The sequence below is a fragment of the Leeuwenhoekiella palythoae genome (assembly GCF_020310025.1).
Taxonomy (GTDB): domain Bacteria; phylum Bacteroidota; class Bacteroidia; order Flavobacteriales; family Flavobacteriaceae; genus Leeuwenhoekiella; species Leeuwenhoekiella palythoae.
This window is the reverse complement of sequence record NZ_CP084318.1, coordinates 3665871-3684996: the sequence shown is the minus strand read 5'-3', so window position 1 is coordinate 3684996 and position 19126 is coordinate 3665871. Positions and strand designations below refer to the sequence as shown.

Here is a 19126-nt window from a genome sequence, read left to right as displayed (position 1 = left end):
GAGTGCTTTGATATCAAGGCCTAACACAGTATTTACGATAAGAACACACATAAAATGAACGCTGAAAAACAGAAACTGAATTTAGAACTAACCGAAACACTTCAGAAATTATTGGTCAAAAATTACGATGCAGAGAAAGGCTTTATTAAGGCTATGCAAGAAATTGAACATACCGAATTGAGAGGGTTTATGCAGCGGCAAGCAGTAAAGCGTAATCATTTTGCAAATCAGTTGGATAAAGAATTACACGCCTTAAACGCACGCCCCGAAGGTGATGGCAGTCTAGCAGCAGATCTGCACAGAATTTGGATCGATGTCAAGAGCATTATAAGCAAAGATGATATTTCTTCGGTTTTAGAAGAATGTATGCGCGGTGAAAAAATGAGTGCCGAAGAATATGAAAATGCTTTGAAGGAGCACGATTTTCCTCAGCATTTGCGCACTGTTTTAAATAATCAGCTTTCTCAAATTTATCATACGATCGAAGATTTGCAACAGTTAGATGATATTGCTAAATTGAGATAGATTTAAGTTAGACTTCGTTCGCAATAATCCGTTTCGGTTGAAAATCAATCAAAACGGATTATTTTTTTGTCTTTATTCTTACTAATTGCTTTGAAGTCATTGAAAGATTGCTAGTGAAACCTACTTTCCATTGTCAATTCGATATTTAAAACGCTGTTTTTTATCAACTTAAATGTCAATATGCAGTGGTGTTTTTTTAAATTTAAAAGAATTACAAACTAACACTATCTAAGCATGAGCACATCAAATCTTCACAGGAGAGATTGGTTAAAAAAAATGGCACTTTCTGTAGGTGCAGTAGCGGTAGCGCCCACTGCATTATGGGCTGCAACCGTAGAAGAAGCACAAAAAAACAATCAAAAGTTTTTATACAGGAATACTTCTTTTGACGAATTCACTCCGCCGCGTATGCCAGATCTAAGCACGGTTAAGGCGCGCTTGGTTTGGAATGAAAACCCACACGGTCCATCTAAACTTGCAGCTAAAGCTTTTCAAGAAGCTGTATGGGATGGTAATCATTATTCTTGGTCCACTCTTGGTCAATTGGTCCAGAAAATTGCAGATAAAGAAGGGGTTACTCCTGATAACATTATGATGGGTCCGGGTTCGTCAGATTTACTAGAAAAAACAGCTTTGGTTTATTTTAGAGAAGGCGGAAACGTGGTAAGCGCAGACCCCAGTTATATGTCTCTTGTAAGCGTAGCTAAAGCTTCTGGAGGTTCGTGGAAAGCGGTAAAATTAACCGAAGATTATCAACACGATCTCAAAGCTATGGAGGCGGCGATTGACGACGATACAAAATTGGTTTACATCACCAATCCTAATAATCCAACAGCTACGCAAACCGATACTGAAGATCTAAAAGACTTTTGTAAACGCGTTTCAAAAAAGGTTCCGGTTTTTATTGACGAGGCTTATCTAGAGCTCGCCCCAGAAGGAATGGACGCAAGTATGGCGCCATTAGTTGCTGAAGGTTATGATGTATTCGTGGCTCGTACTTTTTCAAAAATACACGGAATGGCTGGCTTGCGTATGGGATATATGTTGGGCAAAAAAGAATCTCTAGAAGCCATCAACGATATCACGCGTGGCGGAATGGGAATCGCAGGACCAACCATTGCTGCTGCTTCAGCGAGTATGGATGACGAAGCCTACCTGACAGACTGTAAAAATAAAATTAAAGAAGCTAGAGATTATACGACCTCATACTTAGAGTCTCGTGGATTTGATTATATGCCTTCTTCTACAAATTTTGTGATCTTCCCGATCCCTATGGAAGGAGATGCATTTCTTGAAAAGATTTACGATAAAAAAGTGGTCGTTAGGGCGTTTCGTTTTTGGGATCAAAACTGGTGCCGCGTGAGTATGGGAACCATGGAAGAAATGAAATACTTTACCGATGCGATTGAAGAAATCCTCGTCTAATTATGGATATTAATCTTCAAAAAACCCTACTCTTTCTACTCTTTATAGGAATTGGTATTCTATTAAAAGTAAAACTCAAGAATAAATCTGAGCTAGCCGGCATTAAAGTTATTATACTCAATTTAGCATTACCGGCTACAATTTTCATTGCATTGATTGGTGTCAATATTGAAGCCTCGCTTCTACTTTTGCCCATCATTGCGCTTTTACTCAATGTAGTTCTATTTTTTGCGACGCCTTTAGTCTTTCCTTTATTAGGGATCAAAAAAGGAAGTCCTAATTACAGAACAGGACAATTACTGCTGTCATCACTGGCACCGGGACTAAGTTGTTTTCCTTTTATTTTAGAATACTTGGGAGATAGCTACCTGGCAAAAGCAGCTATGGCCGATTTAGGAAATAAAGTTTTTGTATTACTTGTTCTTTATCTTGTGGCAATGCGCTGGCATTATAAAACACAAGAAATCGAGAACACTTCTAATAGAGCTAAATTTAAAAGCCTTTGTATAGCAATGGTTTCAGAACCCGTTAATCTGTTTATCATCGCAGCTTTGATCTTATTGTCCTTCGGTTTTCATATGAATAATTTACCTTTTATTGTAAGTGAAAGCTTGAGCAGGCTCAGTTTATTAATGACACCTTTAGTATTGTTATTTATCGGTCTTTCCGTAAAAATTAAAAAGAGACAATTTGCTCAAATTATTTCGATGCTGCTCTTAAGAGCCGGTATTGTTGTGATTCTGGGAATAGTATTAATTACTGCAGTACAAATTAACGTAGCTCAAGATCGGCTGTTATTGTTGGCTTTTGGGCTTAGTGCTTGTAGTTTTTGGCCGTTTGCGCACATCGCTGCAGTAGACGCTCAAGAAAAGCGTGTTTTAAACTTCAAGAAGACGTTTAACCAAAACTTTGCGATCAACATTCTGGCTGTATCCTTCCCACTTTCTGTGGTGCTTATTTTAGGGATTCTTTCTGCCGGAACTTTGTTTGCTTCAATAAAAACTATGGTTTTGCTTGCAGGTATTTTGATTGCAAGCGGATTGATCTATCCGGCGTTTATGCTTGTTATAAAAAAGAAGACAATCGCTCAAATACAATCTCTGGATACTGAAACCGGCGATTCTTATAAACTGAAGCGTGTAAGTGAAAATTAAAAAGTCTCTTCTAAACAAAAAAAAGACCGGCTCAATGCCGGTCTTTCTATTTAACAATAATTCAATCTTAAGTTAAATCGTTTTGATTATCTGGGATCAAGAATAAGATCTATACGCTCCATTAAATCCTGTAAGTGGTAACGACTTAAAGTATCACCGGTTCTACCAATTGCGCTGCGTACGCTACGCTTTAAGGTATTTAATTCGGCACGCGCTATCGCTCTAATATCAGATTGACTAACATTAACACTCGTTGCGTTACGGCGACCGCTTTGCTCTTCAGTTAGAAGGTGTTCTAGGCGATCTACATAAGCGCGTTGTAAATTACGTCTGTAGGTATCAATTTTCTTACCTGAACGCAATTCGCTAAAAATTCCTGAACGTAGGTCATTCATCATTTCAGTTAGCGTGTAAGCTTCCTTGCCGTTTAGCGTTTCGTTTTCGATCATACGACCAAGACGTCCAAAATCTAATACATTTTCTAATGTACGAACCTGTAAACCGCGTATGCGTTCCACATTTCCGTTATTCTCAATTTTATTCAAGATGTTGTTATCAATCATCCATTCTGGAGTTGTGAATAATTGATCTTGTAAAAATTGCATACTTTCTTCCTGACGCTCTTTAGGTACAGGAATAAATACAGCTCCTTCTTGATCATAGGTTTTGTTGTATTGGTATACACCACCAATATTATTACTCACGTGCCCCATATAACGATTAAACTGCGTTAAAACCTGGTCATATAAGGTTTCAAGATCATCATAATCCTTACCATCTTCTGAAGTCCAGCTGATAAGGTTAGGAATGATGCGCTTTAGGTTTTCGATACCATAATTACTTGCTTTTACAGCGTCATCACCTAAATCTTCCGTTTGCGAACTAGGATCAACAACGCTCCATTGTTGTGCTCCAAAACGATATAAAGGATCTCCTGCGTGCTCTAAAATCCACTGATCAAGAATTGGTTTTTCTTCCATTCCTTCTTTATCTAAAATAGGACGATATCCCCACTTGATAGAGTACTTATCGTAAACTCCAATATTAGGCATCATAGAAACATCACCATCTCCCGGTTGAGCCACGTAGTTGAAACGTGCATAATCCATAATAGATGGTGCTGTCCCGTATTTATCAGTAAAGCTTTTAGAACGTAATGAATCTACAGGATACGCAACGCTACTTCCCATATTATGCGGTAAACCTAAAGTATGCCCCACTTCGTGTGAAGAAACAAAACGAATTAAACGCCCCATAATTTTGTCTTTAAACGCTACTCCTCTAGCTTCAGGATTTTTAGCAGCAGTTTGAACAAAATACCAATTACGCAATAACGTCATTACATTGTGATACCAGTTGATGTCTGATTCTAAAATCTCACCACTACGTGGGTCACTTACGTGAGGCCCATTGGCATTAGGAATTGGCGATGCTAAGTAACGTACGGTTGAGTAACGTACATCTTCAGGAGACCAGTCTGGGTCTTCTTCTTTAGTTGGAGCTTCTTTAGCGATGATGGCATTTTTAAAGCCTGCAGCCTCAAAAGCCACCTGCCAGTCTTCTATACCTTCCTTGATAAAAGGAATCCATTTTTTAGGAGTCGCGCGGTCAATGTAGTAAACGATCTGCTTTTTAGGCTCAACAAGTTCGCCTGCTTTAAATTTAGCCTCGTCTTCCGGTTTAACTTCTAATCTCCATCTATCTAAATAACGCACAGTTTTGCTTTCTTGAGCGTCCAGACCATAATCTACCTGCCCGCGAGCAAACCAGCCTACTCTTCGGTCAAAATAACGACGCTCCATAGGAACTTTTGGTAACAATACCATACTGTTGCTCATTTCAACAGTTATAGAACCTACACTTTCGTTACTTGGCGGATTTCCGGCGTTATAAGTTTTTACGTGGCGTGATTCAATATTTAATGGAAAACTCTTTAAACTTTCAATATAGCCTCTGCCCTTATCTACGTTACGCACTTTGTATGATTCCCTGTAATAGCCAGGCAATCCTAAAGCTTGCACATCATCAGAAAACAGGTCATTTACCTGAACAACAGTCGCAGTAGAATCTTTGTTGATGGTTTTTACATCAAAAGAAAATAGAACCGGCTCAAAATTAGAATTGCTCACCGCTTCGTGAATAGGTAAAGAGTCTGCGGCAAAAATCTCATGTGAAACTACACGCAACAAAACCTTTTTGTTCTTCTTTTCCCAGCGTAAAACCTGTGTATTGGCTTTTCCTCCACCAAAACCTATTCCGGTTGCGGTTTTAGCGATTCGGGTAACCATTAACATTTCACGATTAAAAAGACTGTCCGGAATTTCGTAGAAATAGTCTTCATCTACTTTATGAACGGTAAACAAACCTGAGTCTGAGATCGCTTCTTTTGTAATTACTTTGTCATAAGCTTTGAGATCACTTTTAGACTTTTCTTGTTTTTCTTCGGTGGCTGCACTCGCATTTTTTTTCTTTTGCTTGGTACTTGCACAATTCACCGTCAACATCGCGAGCACAAATGTCGCAATGGGGTAAAGTTTTAATTTCATTATTACATTTTAGAGTTGCGCCAAATTAACACTCCTTAACAACATATGCTGTTAAGAATATCTTAACAAGATTTCTTAAAATGTAGTGAAATTCAGTTTTTGTAAAGTATTTGGAAATTTTTTAGCGTTTTACGCCTTCTGAATACAAAATTTACAAAGCAAAAGTGCTTTTGAAATTTGATAGCGTGAAGCTCAGAGTTATGCATGCTTGGCTAGAACAGTATTATGCCTATAGTAAAAGACGTCTACGCACTCGCCTGATTTAAAAGCGCTAAGGCATCTTCATCCAATTGAAGTTTTAATGCTTCATCAAAAGCGGTTAAATGATTTTCTTTAGTCGCGCTGACTATAGGAGCAGTGACTCCCGGTTGGTGTAGCGTCCACGCAATGCTTAAGGCGGCCGGTGGACAGTCATAACGCTTTGCTAGAGTTTCTAAGGCGTCTAAGACCTCAAAACCTTTTGGAGTGAAGTATTTTTTAACAAAACGCTCGCGTGCTTTTCCTGAAGCTTCTTCCGCCGTTTTATATTTTCCGGTAAGGAAACCGCTCGCTAAGGTAAAATAGCTGGTGACACTCAAGTTTTCTTCTATACAAAATTCTTGATAGGCACCTTCAAAACTTTCTCGTTCCATTAAATTGTAATGCGGTTGTATAAACTGATATTTGGGTAAGCTTTCCTTTTTTGATAATTCTAGTGCTTCACGCAATACCGCTAGCGGAAAATTTGAAGCACCTATTTCACGTACTTTGCCCATATCAATTAGATGTTTATAGGCTGCAAGCGTTTCGCGCTGCTCAACACTGTCGTCATATTTATGACTAAAATACACATCTACATAATCCGTTTGTAACCGCTGTAAACTAAGATCTATTTGCTCTTTTATATAACTCGCAGATAAATTATTAGATTCATCGCCTATAGGGCTGCCTACTTTGGTTGCAATGATCACTTGATCTCGGTTTTTCCGCTCTTTAAGCCAGGCACCGATCATTGCTTCACTTTCACCTCCAGAATTCCCTTCGCCCCAATACGAATATACATTTGCAGTATCTATAAAGTTGAGACCGCGTTCTAATAAGGCATCTAACAGGTAAAACGACATTTTTTTATCAGCCGTCCAGCCAAAAACATTTCCTCCAAAAACCAACGAAGGAACTTTAATTTGAGATTGAGATTTTCTTGATGCAGCCATAAGTCTATTTTTACATCTAAATTTACAAAAGCCCCTGAGCCTTGCTTATGCTTTGTGTTTAAAGTATTGTTAATCTGTACGAATCACAGCTGCACATCGTTAAATGATAGTAACTTAGCGAACTAGCTAACCAATATAATACTTATGAAAAAATTACTTAGAGCCCTTCTTGCAGGATATGGAGCAAAAAAAATTGGCGGCGGTCGTTGTGGATGTATTGGTACCATTGTGGTTTTTATCATTTTATACTGGCTTTTAGGCTTTGTCTTTGACGTTCTATAAGCACACGCTCCCTAAAAATTGAAAGAAGCTTTACACGATTGTAAAGCTTTTTTTATGTAGTAAACTGTTTGAACACATCGGGCTTTTAAACATTTTAAAACTTTAAGGAATAAAGAAATGTTCCTAAATTAGATGTTTGATTCATCTTCTATGGCTGTTAACAAAACAGATGCTTACGAGAAAAAAAAGTACAATGATTTTGGTCTTGGCGAGAAAGCTACCTCAGGGCATTATCGGGTGATCAATAAAGATGGTACGTTCAACATCAAAAAGAATAACGTACCCCTTTTAGAAAAGATCAACTTTTTTCATGCGTTGGTTTCTATGTCTTGGAGTAAGTTTTTACTCTTGGTTTTAGCAACATATTTCTGCGTCAACCTGCTTTTTGCAAGTATCTATATCCTCATAGGAATTGAAAACCTTACCGGAATTTAAGGCACTACAACACTTGAACAATTTATTGAGGCCTTCTTCTTTAGTGCGCAGACCATCACCACATTAGGATATGGTCAAGTAGCGCCTACCGGCATTTTAGCCAATATTGTTGCAGCCACAGAATCTATGCTTGGTTTATTGGGTTTTGCGTTAGCAACCGGTATGGTATATGGGCGTTTTTCTAAACCTGCCGCCAAACTCAAATACAGTAAAAGTGCAGTGATTGCTCCATATAAAGATATTAATGGTTTTATGTTTAGAGTGGTCAACCCGCACGGCAATCAACTTCTAGAGCTTGAAGCTACCGTTGCGTTGTCTATGCTGCGCGAAAATTCTAATCTACGTAATTTCTTTCCGTTAGAGTTAGAGCGATCTCAAGTGGTCTTTTTACCTGCTGCCTGGACGATCGTGCACCCAATAATAGAAACCAGCCCTTTTTATAAGTTGTCAAAAGAAGAATTGATGATCAAAGATGCAGAGATCATCGTTACGCTTAAAGCTTTTGACGATACCTTCTCGCAATCTGTTTATTCACGAACTTCCTACAAATATTCTGAAATTGAATGGGGTGCTAAATTCACCTATCTTATTACGCACGAAGGCGGAAAAATTTCAATTGATGTAAGTGGCATCGATAATACCGAAGCTGCACAACTCAATCACTATTAAAGTTTTAATAAAGCAACCCGTTAGGCGGTTAGAGATCAATATGTTTGTAAAAAGTGCGCTTTAACTGACTTTATGAGACAATCACTCTATCTATTTATTCTAAAATTACGCAACCTGCTTGCCCAAAAGTTCAAGCAATATGACGCCAAGCTACCGTATTTAATTACCGTTTTCATCGCGCTGATCATTGTAGTTTTAGGCGTAAATGCTTTTATAGAATTGACAGATACCCTAGAGTCAGACATGTTAAATGAATGGGATTCTAGAATTACAACGTACGTGATTTCACACCGAAACCCGGCGCTCACCAAGTATTTTATGTTCGTGACAGACGTAGGTGATCTTTACGGCTACTTGATTGTTATGGGCCTTTTTGTTGGGATTTCTTACTTTATTTTTAAACGCTGGAAATACGTTGCGCAAACCGCTTTGGTCTTACTTCTCGCTTCTATTTCTAACGTAATTCTAAAGCGCTTTATTGATCGTGCGCGGCCAAGTATTGAGCATTTGGTTTCGGTAGAAACGCTGAGTTATCCTAGTGGTCACGCGATGAGTGCCATGGCATTTTATGGGTTCCTGATCTATCTCACCACTCAATTTAAGATCAATAAATGGGCTAAAGTAGCGGCTATTACTTTTCTTGCATTCATTCTGCTGAGTATTGGCATCAGTCGAATTTATCTAGGGGTCCACTTTCCGTCAGATATTGCAGGCGGATTTATAGCTGGTTTTATCTGGGTAATATTTTGTATCCTTCTTTTTAATGTTATCGAACTTTTCAGAAGAGATCCCAGAACACATTAATCTAGAACGGGTATCCTATCGCGAAGTTTAAGATAGGGTTTTCAAGATCCCAAGACCAACGTGATCCTTCAGCTAAACTCGGATCGTGAAAAGGCGCTGCAAGATCTAGTCTGATCACAAAATTCTGAATGTCTACGCGCATTCCGAAGCCGCCACCAATACCCAGTTGCTTCATAAAGTCACTACCAAAAGTATCGCCCTCAAGCGCTTCGTTATCTGTGGTATTCCAGACGTTACCGGCATCTACAAAAAATGCGCCTTGCAATAAACTCACGAGTGGGAACCGGTATTCTAAATTGGCCTCTAGTCTCAAATTTCCTGTTTGATCATAATAGCTAAACGTCTCGCTATCTTCTGGTTGATAAGTCCCCGGCCCCAGTGAACGTGTTCTAAACGCTCTCACACTATACGGCCCTCCAGAAAAGTATTGTTTAGTATACGGTACCACATCTGAATTTCCGTAAGGAATACCCACTCCGGCAAACAATCGGGTAGCAATGGTTTGCTTTTCGGTGAGTTTAAAGTGATACCTAAAATCTGCATCTACCCGTGCAAATTGAGCATAATCTAAACCGAAGATATTTTGTGGTTTTTCTCCGCTTGCAATTAAACTTAAGCTATTACCGGCTGTTTCAAAATTGGCATTGAGATAAATTTGATGTTGACGTTGAGTATCTATCATTCCGTTGTAAATAAAGGAATAGGTCAAACCGGAGATGAACTGCTGATCAAAACTCGTACGTAAAAATGGATTTTCATCTAAAATCTGCTCAAATTCGTCTGTGGTATTGGCTAGAGAAACATAATTGATCGCCACCGGATTGATCTCGTGAGTCACATATTTATTAGCTTGCCATACATAACCAAATTTTGCTTCAACAGAACCTAAAGTAAATAACTGCGTTCGGTTCAAATAAGAAATCCCCATCTCGATCTTCGTTTTGGGAATATCATATTTGAAATAATTTTTAGAAATTTCAATTGGAAAAAGCATTCGCGGAAAGATCAATTTTCCGCTTAAGCCTAATTGCAAACTGGTAGAACCACTGTTACTTCCCGAACCACCCGCTTGTACCTCGTAAGCTCCATCAAGAGAAATATTGAGGCTTTCTCCACCTTTAAACAAATTGCGATTGATAAATGTCAATCCCAATCCCGGACCTGAAAAACCATTTGATTTGGTTACGCCTTTTACCTCTGCCCTAACCGCTCGTTTATTTAACGGGGATAAATAAATATTGGCTTCTAAGAGTCCCAAACTGTCCTCGGCATCAGTATCCATTTCTTGGTAGCGAATGTTCACAAACTTATAGGCACCTATTGACCCCAGACGTCTTCCGGTCGCTTTTGATTTTGACGGACTATATAATTCTCCTTCTTCAATTAAAACAAAGGGGTCTAAACGCTTGGGTTTAAAATAAACTTCGTCCTGAATAAAGTTCTTATTTGCAAATTGGGTGGTGTCTAAAGTTGTACTGTCAATATCCACACGATTATTAGGGAAAATGTTCACTTTCCCTATTTGATATGGAATAATCGCTTTTGAGGGAACATCTTTCTTTAAGCGTAAATACTGATCAAAGCGCTTATTTTTATACTGATTGGTATCGGTCTCAAAAATCAAAAAAGCACCATTGAAATTGTAATAGCCTTCACCTTTTAAATAGGTGTCAATGCGCTCACGTTCGGCTTTCATAGCACTTAAATTGAACGGCATATCCTTTTTTAAAAGGGTTTCATTCATCGAATTTTGAATCTTAGCATACACCGGAAGCGTATCAGTATCCAATTGATACGTTTTCAGTCGGTACGGCTTTGTAAGTCGAAGCGAGTAAATTGCTTCGGCCTCTTTACTGCTGGTGTCTCTTACGATCTCAGAACTTACGGTGCTATAGAAAAACCCTTTGTTCTCTAAACGATTAAGCAAAATTTGCTCCATCTCGTAAGTTTCAATATCGGTATCGTACACCGGCTCTTTTCCAAATTTTTTATTCAAGAATTTATTTAGAAATCCAGGTTTCTCACGTTGAGCTTTGAAATGGTAGTAAAGTCCCGGGTAGCCACCCAAAAATGAACCTACGGGTTCTGGTCGTAAAGCCGCTTTCAAATCGGTTTTAATAGCATCCAGATTTTCTACCACAGAATCCGGTGTAATTTTGACGGTCTCTTTTGTATAAAGATATTTCCCCTCCGGGATATAGCGATCTACCGAACATCCGTAACATACAAGCACGAGGAATAGCACCGCAAGCAGATTTTTATTCATTTTCATTAAAACTGTTGACTTACTCATTAGTATCTTCCTCTTCTTCGGTTTTAGCAGGAAACATCGACTGCCATAATTCGGTAAACTTGTTGAACTCACGCGTAAACTGTAACGAAATACCGTTTACGATAATCTGACCATCAATAATATTTTCAAACTGACTGCTGCGATATCCGCGTAAGCGATAACGACCATCTTCAGTTAACAGATATTCTATACTCACGTTGCCCACAACAGGCGCATTTCCGCTATCAGTATTTCCGCTGCCTTGTAGATCAACAGCGCTCCCCACACTTACCACTACCCGATCGTTAAATAGACTTTTCTGAGCCGCAATATCTAATGTGGTACGATCAGTAGGCGCGCTTCCTTGATAATCCGTATAGCTATCTAAACCAAAATTTAGATTAAAACCGGTGTCGCCTAATAGTTTATCTGAAAACATATTCAACTGGTCTGAGATCGCGTCGTTTAAGTTGTCACGTGCAATAGCCGCAGTACCACCGCTGCTTCCGTCTGATGAAGAAGTGGGGAAAAAGCGATTAAGCACAAGAAGTGAGAATACCTGTTTATTCAATTCATTCTCCTGTTGATTCAACTGCTGAACCCGGCTATAAACTTGGCCGCCAACCGCCCCACGACTACCCTCAGGAATGTCTAGATTAAAACTGATAATAGGCTGCATCAGTTCGCCATTGATATTAATATATACCTGAAACGGTACTTCCTGACGGTATTGCATTTGCGTACTGATGTCTGCTCCGCTAGTTTGAGAAGCCATCAGTCCGCTGGCAGAAGTTTCTACACTGTAATAGGCCTTGATGTCCAGATCAGCATCAAAGGGATCACCTGACCACGTGATACGACTATCAGGAGCAAGTTCAAAACGGCGGTTAACAAGATTATACAGGCTCATTTCGTAGTGCCCATCTGTCACGTCGTAGCGTCCGCTAAGCGTCATTCTTCCGTTAGGATACATATCAAATTCAAAATCTCCGGTACCGCTCACTTGGAAATTATCTCCGGTTTGCTCATCGATCACAAGATTAAAAACCGCGCCTTTTTCAATACCAAAATTCGCATCAATCGTAAAGCCCGAAACCGTATACGAGTCTTCTTCATTATTAGTTAAAATCGCATCCGGATTTTCTTTATTCACAAATAGCACAACGCCTTCTTTTGACTCAATTTGCACTTCTGATGGTGGAAGTACATAAGTCACATCTGTATCTGAATTTACGGTGAGATCAAGTGTTACTTTGGGCAAATTGAGGTCTCCCGTGATTTGAGCATCAGCATCAAAAACGGCAGTTCCGTAAACCAAATCAAAATCATCTTTAGTAGAATTGATCGCTTTAAAGTTGGTTGCTTTAAGATCAAGATCAAAAGTTGGATTAACAAAACTTTCGGTACCAATGCTTCCATTAACAACTATTGGATTAGCGTTCTCATCTTCTACTCTAAAATTATTGAAAGTGACTCCCTCATTGTTCAAATTCAGCTCTTCATTTTTGAGAAGGAATGATGCATTGAGTTTGGTTACTTCAAACTTTGCATTATCAAACTGAAAGGCGCCTTCATATCTTGGTTCTGCAGTGGTTCCAGCTAATTTCATCGCTCCGCTGATCGTGCCGTCTGCATTTGATAGTTCCCCGAAAGATAATTTTTCAAGCGCAGCCACGTCAAAGCGATTGAGGTCTAAGTTAAGATCAATTTGAGCAGCCGTTTCATTAGCGGTGTAATTCCCTTTTAGATCCAGATCTGCCACACCCTCTTTGATCGCCATTTGAAAATCATATCCTGAATTACTTATAGAATTTCCTTGTGCGGTGAGAACGCCCATATTTGTTTCTAGTACTTCAAAGTCTTTAATATTGAGGTCTAAAACCATACCCGGACTGGTATATGGATCTTCAACAGCAAATTGACCGCTAAGTTTACCACGAGCCAACGCAGCATCAGGATTGAGCAAACTCATAATATTAGCGAGTTTAAAATTCTCAAAATTGATCCCCAAATGTTCTTTAGAAATACCTTGTAAATTATTCCCGGCGGTTATGCGCTGGTTGTTGTACGACATTTCAAAATCTTCAAAAATCGTATTGGTCTTGGTTAAAGTCACCGAATTATTCGGGTTGATCTCCCACGGCTTTTTATTCAGAATAAAATCGTCAGGATCGATTTGAATTTTAATATTGTCTTCTTCCAAAGCGATTTTATAAAGCACGTGCACCAGCTTTTCCTTATCATGCATAGAAAGAAAATCAATGTACATTTTACTGTTGGTCACCCTTCCGCCAATGCGTGTATCTTGCATATCTACCGGTCCTGCGATAAGTTCTTTCAGCCCAAAACCAAAGTCCATATTCTCTTTGTTAGACACCATTTTTAGTGCAAGACTATCTATCGTATAGCCGTTATAATTGATATAAGGCAATTGAATATCTGCATTAAGCGTGCGCTTATATTCGTCAAAATCAACCGATATATCAACCGTATCTAACTCTCTAAGATTAGGAATGAATACTTCGCCTAAAATAGGTGCTTGATGCACAGTCCCTGTAATTTTCATCAACACGGGATCCTGAATAGAGTCAAGAACGGGGTTTTTCTGCAAATAGCGTTTAAAGTGATTTTGTACCGAAGTGATCACCTGCTGCGGATTTGCATTAGATTCTAAATCCAGATTGAGAATTCTGTTGCTGATGGCTAACGAAGTCGTATCAGGCTTTACATACGCCGAAATATCAAGATCACCCAACTGATAAGCCCGGTCATCATAAACCGCTACCCCTTCATTGATCTGCGTTTGAATCTCATAATCTTCGGGATCTCCTTTAAAAGTTCCCTGAAGCGTTAAAGCTGCTTTTATATTTTGTTCGGTAAGACCTAAAGCCTGCAAATCAGCACCTATGAGATCCAGATTTATTGCAGCTTGAGACGCAACAGAATCTAAAATTACCCGCGCATCTAAGGTCATATTTAGATTTTCATCTTTATAAGCCGTTTTTAAATCCCCGGTTCCTGACTTGAACGCACCGTTGATCCCGAGATCTTTAAAGGTGTAATTATTCAGTTGAATACTGTCAATGGTGGCATTTACTGTGGCATCAAGCGTGTTTATGCTATTCCCGGCACCTTCTGCCTGCAGTTGTAATTCAACAAAGCCCAATTGCTCATTTTGCAGCAACTTGCCTAGATTGATCTGCTGCGCGCTAACGTCGCCCTTAAACTCAAGCGTATCACCAAAACTGGCATTCCCAACAAGCCTCACAATACCATCTGTAGTGGTTAAAATACTTTTTGTAGCAGCTCGGGTTGTAGTACCTTTTAACGATCCTTGCAAAGTAACTTTTTCCGGAAATTGTACACCTAATGCTTGCTCATCCACAAATCTTCCTAAATCTCGCTTAGCGCTTTTTACGGTGTACACCGGTAAATTATAAGACAAATTCTCTGGAGTAGAAGCGTTGTAAATACTTCCTTGTACTGCAAGACTTGTTTGATTTCCCCAATTAATACGTGTAGGTTTTAGATCAATAGCATCAAGTTTCCCCGAGAGATTTAAGCTTCCGCGTAGTGGTCGTTTGCTTAGGGTCGCCAGATACTCATTAGCGCGTAATTCCGGTGAAAATTTAAACAGCGTGTTTAAATTCAGGGTCAATTGCGGTATGTTCAATTTAAGCGCTGCGGAACCGGGTTCTTCAATAAACGCATTTAGGCTGCTATAATCCAGTTGAAGCGTTCCTGCTAATGCATTCTGATTAAGTTGAAAAGCGATATTATCCAGATCTAAACGTGTATCGCTTACTTGTAGGTCAAACGCCAACTCATCTAAATTCATCCCCGAAACTTCCTTAAAATCTGCACGAGTTACGTGTGCTTCTAAATTCTGGTCTTTCAAGTTTATGCCCTCTAGGTTTAGATTTAAATCAGAAAGTGCTATCGCATTCGGATTGAAACGTCCCGCACTCGGTTGCGCCCCATCAAGCGTATACTGAATTGCATTATTCTCTAAATTTATTTCGCCAACAGCAACTGTAAAAGGCGGCCAGAGTTCTTGAGAGGTTTCTGGCAATGCTTCAGCTGGTGCCTCTTGTTTTTCAACAGTTTGTAAAGCCAAGTTTACCACGGAGTTTTTTAGCAGAAAATCTTCAACCTTAATAACGTTGTTTTTGAGATCTATTTGAGGAATATGAGTCTCTAATATTGCAAGCGTTCCATCGGCGGCAATTCCGTCTGGTGTCGAGGCGTAATCAAAGGTCACATCTTCGACTACCAGTTCCCTAATACGCAAAATTGGCAAAGGAACTTCAGTAGTATCGGTTGATGGCGCGATGGGTTTTGTTTGTTTATAAACGACTTTAGTATTGGCCAATCGTACATCGCCAATATCAAAAAGCATTTCGTCAAGATTAGTTTCTCGCATTTGAACCTCAAGCGCTCCTAAATTGAGATTAGCCTGCATACCGGTAACTTGATCTGCGTAATTTAATTGGATATCCTTAAAGTCAAACGTACCCAGATTAAACTGAAGCGCTGTGGTATCTTGCGCTGTTGGTGTGGGTTGTACACTAGTAGTATCTGTCGCGGCAAAGGCATCTATCAAAAATTGATAACTATAACCACTTAAGGAATCCTTGCGTACAACATTTGCCCTGACTCCTTCCCAAGTGACATCGTCCACACTAATGGGACCGCCGGTAATTACAGACCATAAAGGGATTTCTGCTTCAAGATGTTTGCTAAACACCAAAGTATCTCCCTGAGTATCTTCGAGATACAAACCACCTAAAGAAATGTTTCCATCAAAGGTGACAAAAAGCTTATCTATACGAACTTCTGTATTGGTTTTATCCTTTACATAACTTACGGCTTTGTCAACGATGATTCCTTGTCCCCACGGACTACGAACAAAAAGCACTAAGAGTATAAACAAAAGCAAAAGCACTCCTAAAATTTTTCCTAAGATCTTGAGGATTTTGAAAAGGATTTTCTTGCTTTTTTTGCTCATAAAGTGGGAAATGCTTAGGCTAAATTGTTTTAGCTTCAAAAAGCTAAAATACTATTAATACCAGTGTTGACCGTGCCTACAAGTATTAAAACCTTGTTATAGTTTTCAGTAGAAGCAGTTAAAAACGATTTGATAACGTTTTAGAATTTTTAAATTTTGAAAAAATCGAAAACTATGAGTATTAAAGAAAAAAGTAAAACAGATTATAACGCAGATCTTACTAAAGAAGATTTAGATCTTTTAAATCAAAAAAATGTGCATAAAGATGGTGGAGTTGATGAGCAGCTACGCGATCGGGAAAAACCTGTAGATTTTACCGGCAAAGATCTGGATATCCCAACCGGAGAAGACCGTTCAAATATGAAGGACGAGGAAAACAAATTGTACAGTCAAGGAGGTTCAAGAAACAACAACCTCGAGGAGCAGAAAGGAGAATTATAAAATTGAAGAAAGCGGGTCTATTATAGACTCGCTTTCTTATATATTTTTCAATCGCTTACTCTTCCTTAACGATCATAATGTTGGCTTTCACTCCGGTCAGTAGATTCCATTCATTAGAGCTAATAACGTTTCCTGAATCATCATAAACCGTGAAAGAAGCGGTGTTGGGTCCTGAAGAGCCTTGATTCAGTGCTTTAAACGAAATACGGTTGAATCCCTTTTTTAAAGGAAGATAAAAACTAGACCAAGTCTCTGTTAACCAAATGCTAGGCACAACAACTTCGTCGTTCACTAAAACAGCCACGCGATCCCCATCTACAAATTGATAATCTCTACATACAATTTTCACTTGCTGTGCGCCACTATGAAAAGTTCCAAGATCTTGATCTGATTGATGTGCAGGTGTATCAGATTTATCGCTTTTTCTATTTGCTTCACGCTCATTCATCATATCTGTATAGCGTTGCCCACTATCAGCAAAATCTTCTCGCTTTAGCATATAAAATTCGGCAGATTCCGGCGCACGCAGTTGCGGGCGCTCGGTAAGCTTTCCGTCAGGACCTATACTTAAACCACCTCGTGAAAGCGGGATATCTGGCTGAGCTTCTGAATCTAATGGAACCGGCGTGGGTGTTCCTGCAGTATCTACCACAGCCGGAATTTTAAAAGAACCTTTTCGGCTATCTACTTGCGCTTGAACCATAGAAAATGACAATACAAACGCACCGACCAAAAGATATTTTAATCGAAATAGAGTATTAAAGCGAAGTTTGTTGCTCATCAAGTTCAAAACGTTGTTATTCTTAAATACGAATTTATGCTGAATGTGTTGCAAATAGATTTACAAAGTTACAGCTATTCTAAAGAACAGAAATCGTGCCAACTGCATTTTTAGACGCATTTCAATCCTTAAATAATTCGTAATTATTCGTATCTTCAGTGGGTAAATAATCAGTTTTAGCTATGATAAATTATAGATATAAAAAATATCGCATTTTCAGAGGAAGCTTACTCCTACTCTTAGTGTTTTTAATTCAGCCTTATTTAGGGCTAAAAGTGGTTGCGCAGGATACACAGAAAATTGTGGAATATAAAGGGACAGTAGTTGATGCACAAACCGGAGACGCTTTGCCTTTTGTAAATCTTGAAATTGCTGGTACCAACATTGCCACCGTGACCAATAGCGAGGGAAATTTTTCTCTAAAACTTGACGAGGCTATGCCCAATGCAAAAGTTGCGATCACCTACTCCGGTTATAAGAAGCTTTTGGTCATCTTAAAAGATCTCGCGAAAACAAATAATGAAATCGCACTGAGCGCACAACGCTTTGAGCTGGATGAAGTGAGCATCAGCCGACCAAAAGATGCGTATACTTTAGTAGCTAAAGTTTTTTCTAATCGAAATCAAAATTATTTAGATACCGAAACGAATATGACCGCTTTTTACAGAGAAGCCATCAATAAACGTAATCGAAGCGCATCACTGGCCGAAGCTGTAGTTGCGATTAAAAAACGCCCATATACCAATGCAGGTTCAGACTTGGTGGGCGTCTATAAAGCGCGAAAAAGTACCAATTACAATCGTTTAGATACTTTGGCGATTAAATTACAAGGCGGACCGCTCAATGCGCTTTATGCAGACCTGATCAAATATCCTGAATATTTTATGACGCCTGCAACCTTATCTAATTACGACTTTTCATTTGGCGAACCACTTATCAATGATAGCAAAATGGTTTATGTGGTAAACTTTAAACAAAAAGAAAACATATTAGATCCGTTGTATTATGGTAAACTTTACATTGAAGCAGAAACATTTGCGCTGACCAATGCGATCTATAATATGAATGTGGAAAATCGCAAACGTGCATCAGAACTTTTTGTAAAGAAAAAACCCAACCGTGTAAAGGTTTACCCTTCCGAAATTAGTTATCGGGTAGATTATCGCAATACAGACGGTAAATGGTATTACAGTTACAGCAATGTACAGCTGGAATTTGTGGTAAACTGGAAACGTAAACTTTTTAATAATAAGTATCGAATAAAAAGTGAGATGCTTATAACCGATTGGGAAGAAGAGCTAGGCGCACAAAACATTACCAATAAAACTAAATTTAAGAGCAATACGATTCTAGCTGATGAGGTTTCAGGGTTTAGAGATCCTGATTTTTGGGGGTCTTACAATGTTATTGAACCCGAGAAATCCATTCAACAGGCTATTGATAAAATACAGCGACAAATACGTAGAGAATAATTGCTAAGAAAACATACGTTACAAATAGAATCTTATTCTAAAGTAAGTCTCTGCTATTGATATCTGTAAAAGGCCTTTTAAGGACAAGGCACATTAATTGATAAGTTTTTAAATATTCA

14 protein-coding genes are annotated in these 19126 nt (G+C 38.9%); 9 read left to right on the top strand and 5 right to left on the bottom strand.

The window, feature by feature from the left end; all coding sequences use genetic code 11:
- Positions 1 to 54: 54 nt before the first annotated feature.
- From LDL79_RS15735 to LDL79_RS15725, 3 genes are all read left to right on the top strand, one after another.
- Positions 55 to 525, top strand: coding sequence for a ferritin-like domain-containing protein (locus LDL79_RS15735; RefSeq protein ID WP_072981972.1), 471 nt, complete (start codon positions 55 to 57; stop codon positions 523 to 525).
- 276 nt (positions 526 to 801) lie between these two features.
- Positions 802 to 1950, top strand: a complete 1149-nt coding sequence (locus LDL79_RS15730; protein ID WP_225598414.1) for a pyridoxal phosphate-dependent aminotransferase — start codon at positions 802 to 804, stop codon at positions 1948 to 1950.
- Between the two features lie 2 nt (positions 1951 to 1952).
- The gene (locus LDL79_RS15725) at positions 1953 to 3104 is read left to right on the top strand and encodes an AEC family transporter (RefSeq protein WP_225598413.1); all 1152 of its coding nucleotides are present in this window, start codon (positions 1953 to 1955) and stop codon (positions 3102 to 3104) included.
- 86 nt (positions 3105 to 3190) lie between these two features.
- Here LDL79_RS15725 and LDL79_RS15720 read toward each other — a convergent pair whose 3' ends face one another.
- A complete protein-coding gene (locus LDL79_RS15720; protein ID WP_225598412.1) occupies positions 3191 to 5650 on the bottom strand; it encodes a zinc-dependent metalloprotease in 2460 nt (819 codons plus the stop codon).
- A gap of 245 nt (positions 5651 to 5895) precedes the next feature.
- Positions 5896 to 6843 (bottom strand): aldo/keto reductase, encoded by a 948-nt coding sequence (locus tag LDL79_RS15715; protein WP_225598411.1) that lies wholly within the window; start codon positions 6841 to 6843, stop codon positions 5896 to 5898.
- Between the two features lie 144 nt (positions 6844 to 6987).
- Here LDL79_RS15715 and LDL79_RS15710 point away from each other — a divergent pair, with 144 nt between their 5' ends.
- The 4 genes from LDL79_RS15710 to LDL79_RS15695 all read left to right on the top strand — a co-directional run bounded on the left by LDL79_RS15710 (position 6988) and on the right by LDL79_RS15695 (position 9033).
- Positions 6988 to 7125 carry a hypothetical protein gene (locus tag LDL79_RS15710; RefSeq protein WP_164916919.1) on the top strand — a complete coding sequence of 46 codons (138 nt, stop codon included), beginning with the start codon at positions 6988 to 6990 and terminating at the stop codon, positions 7123 to 7125.
- 150 nt (positions 7126 to 7275) lie between these two features.
- Positions 7276 to 7560: an inward rectifier potassium channel family protein gene (locus LDL79_RS15705; protein ID WP_225598410.1), complete on the top strand. Its 285-nt coding sequence runs from the start codon at positions 7276 to 7278 to the stop codon at positions 7558 to 7560.
- A gap of 24 nt (positions 7561 to 7584) precedes the next feature.
- Positions 7585 to 8229: an ion channel gene (locus tag LDL79_RS15700; protein WP_225599989.1), complete on the top strand. Its 645-nt coding sequence runs from the start codon at positions 7585 to 7587 to the stop codon at positions 8227 to 8229.
- A 72-nt stretch (positions 8230 to 8301) separates the two neighbouring features.
- Positions 8302 to 9033 (top strand): phosphatase PAP2 family protein, encoded by a 732-nt coding sequence (locus LDL79_RS15695; protein WP_225598409.1) that lies wholly within the window; start codon positions 8302 to 8304, stop codon positions 9031 to 9033.
- Position 9034: 1 nt separating this feature from the next.
- Here LDL79_RS15695 and tamL read toward each other — a convergent pair whose 3' ends face one another.
- On the bottom strand, positions 9035 to 11305 hold the full coding sequence (tamL, locus tag LDL79_RS15690) for a translocation and assembly module lipoprotein TamL (RefSeq protein ID WP_225598408.1): 2271 nt from the start codon (positions 11303 to 11305) through the stop codon (positions 9035 to 9037).
- Positions 11306 to 11318: 13 nt separating this feature from the next.
- Positions 11319 to 16313 carry a translocation/assembly module TamB domain-containing protein gene (locus tag LDL79_RS15685; RefSeq protein ID WP_225598407.1) on the bottom strand — a complete coding sequence of 1665 codons (4995 nt, stop codon included), beginning with the start codon at positions 16311 to 16313 and terminating at the stop codon, positions 11319 to 11321.
- Positions 16314 to 16487: 174 nt separating this feature from the next.
- Between LDL79_RS15685 and LDL79_RS15680 the strand changes: the two genes are divergently transcribed.
- Positions 16488 to 16754, top strand: a complete 267-nt coding sequence (locus LDL79_RS15680) for a hypothetical protein (RefSeq protein ID WP_225598406.1) — start codon at positions 16488 to 16490, stop codon at positions 16752 to 16754.
- A gap of 55 nt (positions 16755 to 16809) precedes the next feature.
- Here LDL79_RS15680 and LDL79_RS15675 read toward each other — a convergent pair whose 3' ends face one another.
- Positions 16810 to 17535 carry a hypothetical protein gene (locus LDL79_RS15675; RefSeq protein ID WP_225598405.1) on the bottom strand — a complete coding sequence of 242 codons (726 nt, stop codon included), beginning with the start codon at positions 17533 to 17535 and terminating at the stop codon, positions 16810 to 16812.
- A gap of 182 nt (positions 17536 to 17717) precedes the next feature.
- On the opposite strand from LDL79_RS15675, the gene LDL79_RS15670 reads away from it, so the two are divergent.
- Complete coding sequence (locus LDL79_RS15670) at positions 17718 to 19007, top strand: carboxypeptidase-like regulatory domain-containing protein (protein WP_225598404.1); 1290 nt, start codon at positions 17718 to 17720, stop codon at positions 19005 to 19007.
- Positions 19008 to 19126: the final 119 nt, after the last annotated feature.